Annotated in this window: 3 protein-coding genes; 2 read left to right on the top strand and 1 reads right to left on the bottom strand. The window is 71.7% G+C overall.

All coding sequences use genetic code 11. The annotated features are described in order from the left end of the window. Positions 1-172: 172 nt before the first annotated feature. Complete coding sequence (locus tag QZ483_RS13555; protein ID WP_297084913.1) at positions 173-1,030, bottom strand: HAD family phosphatase; 858 nt, start codon at positions 1,028-1,030, stop codon at positions 173-175. 50 nt (positions 1,031-1,080) lie between these two features. Between QZ483_RS13555 and QZ483_RS13550 the strand changes: the two genes are divergently transcribed. Together QZ483_RS13550 and QZ483_RS13545 are read left to right on the top strand one after the other, a co-directional pair. Continuing rightward, the gene (locus tag QZ483_RS13550) at positions 1,081-1,317 is read left to right on the top strand and encodes a glutaredoxin family protein (RefSeq protein WP_297084911.1); all 237 of its coding nucleotides are present in this window, start codon (positions 1,081-1,083) and stop codon (positions 1,315-1,317) included. A gap of 21 nt (positions 1,318-1,338) precedes the next feature. Continuing rightward, positions 1,339-1,959 (top strand): histidine phosphatase family protein, encoded by a 621-nt coding sequence (locus QZ483_RS13545; protein WP_297084909.1) that lies wholly within the window; start codon positions 1,339-1,341, stop codon positions 1,957-1,959. Positions 1,960-2,053 lie beyond the last annotated feature (94 nt).

The raw sequence follows: 2,053 nt of genomic DNA, 5'->3' as shown, positions 1-2,053 counted from the left end.
CGCCCGTGTCACCAGTGAGGTGGCGCGGGCGTCGTCGCGTCTGGGCCCGGCTCGTGGCGGTTGATTCTCGCTCGTTGACCGCCCTAGACGAGCGAAACGGACCCACTTCGCTCGTGTCAGGGCTGAGGCGAGCGAGAATCAACCGCGAGGAGGGCCGATGCGGCGGCTGGCTTCAGAGCTGCGTCGTCTGGGGATCGGCGTCCCGGCCGCCCCGGCGGAACAGCCCGCGCCAGATGCCGCGCAGCGCCGCCCGCAGCCCGCGCGCGACCGCGAGCCCGGCCCACACCGTCCCGGTGATCGAGGCCTTCACGACCCCGCGGCGGCCCGACTTGCTGCGCTTGCGGAACTCCCGGATGGGCCAGCCGTGCTGCGACGCCTGCCGGCGCAGCCGGGCATCGGGGTTGATGGCGGTGGGGTTCCCGACGGCCTCGAGCATCGGCACGTCGTTGGTCGAGTCGCCGTAGGCGTACGAGCGCGACAGGTCCAGGTTGCGCTCGGCGGCGAGTGCTGCGACGGCGGCCGCCTTCGCCTCGCGGTGGAGCATGTCGCCCACCATGCGGCCCGTGTAGTGGCCGTTGTCCTGCTCCGCGACCGTGCCGAGCGCGCCCGTGACGCCGAGCCGGCGCGCGATCACTCGCCCGACCTCGATGGGGGAGGCGGTGACGAGCCACACCTCGTCGCCCTTCGCGAGGTGATCGTCGATGATCGCCTTGGTCCCAGGGAAGATGCGCAGCGCGAGGACCTCGTCGTAGACCTCCTCGCCCACCGCGTTCATCTCCGCAGCGGACCAGCCCTTGATGATGCCCAGGCCCTCGCGGCGAAGATCGTCGATCTGCTCCTTGTTCTCGCCGAACATCGAGTACTTGGCCGACTCCCAGCCGAACCGCAGGATGTCGCGCTTGCGCAGGTAGCCGCGCTGATGGAGGCCGCGCGCAATGTGGTACGCCGACGCGCCGCGGACGATGGTGTTGTCCACGTCGAAGAACGCGGCGACGCGCGAAGCGCTGCCGACGGTGTCGGGGCCGGTCACCCGGCCAGCCTAGCGACCTCGGTCGGACACCCCGCACGTATCCTGGGCGCATGCCCGCCCGCGTCAGCCTCATCACCCGCGAGGGCTGCCACCTGTGCGAGGACGCGCGCGCTGTGGTGGCCTCGGTCTGCGCGGAGGCCGCGGTCGAGTGGCGCGAGGTGGACGTCCACGCCCACGCACGCCTGGCCGAGCGCTTTGGCGACGAGGTGCCCGTCGTGATCGTCGACGACCAGGTGGTGGGCTTCTGGCGGATCGACCCCGAGCGCCTGCGTTCCGCCCTCGGGTGAGACTGGGCGACAATAGACGCCATGCCCACGGTCCACCTGCTTCGTCACGGCCATGTCCACAACCCGGACAAGGTGCTGTACGGGCGCCTGCCCGAGTTCCGGCTGTCCGATGCGGGGCAGGCGATGGCGCAGGCGGTCGCGGATGACCTGGTGGCTCGCGACGTCGCCGTGGGCCAGGTGATCGCCAGCCCGCTGCTGCGCGCCCAGCAGACGGCCACGCCCATCGCCGCGGCGTTCGGCCTCGACATCGTGACCGAGGACCGCATCATCGAGGCGGGCAACATCTTCGAGGGCGACCCCCTCCCGTCGGGCGCGAAGGATCTGCTGAAGCCGCGCGACCTGTGGCGCATGCGCAACCCGTGGAAGCCGTCATGGGGGGAGCCCTACACGGAGCAGCGGGACCGCATGTGGGACGCCATCCGCGACGCCGCCGCCGCAAACCCCGACTCCGACACCGTGATGGTGAGCCACCAGCTGCCCATCTGGGTCGCGCGCCTCACCTACGAGCAGCGCCGCTACCTGCACGACCCGCGCTCGCGTGAGTGCGGCCTCGCATCTCTCACCAGCTTCGTGCTCGAGGACGGCGAGGCCGTGTCGATGTCGTACCGCGAGCCGGCCGCGCACATCGAGGTCCCCGCGTGAAGCGATCCGCCCGGCTGATCGTGCTGGCGGCGATCCTGCTCGCCGTCGTGCTGTGGCTGGCCGCCTGCGCCCCGGGCGACGCCGCCGAGTCGCC

The organism is uncultured Demequina sp. (genome assembly GCF_913055775.1).
GTDB lineage: Bacteria > Actinomycetota > Actinomycetes > Actinomycetales > Demequinaceae > Demequina.
The sequence above is the reverse complement of the archived record's forward strand: the minus strand, read 5'-3'. Positions and strand labels throughout refer to the sequence as shown.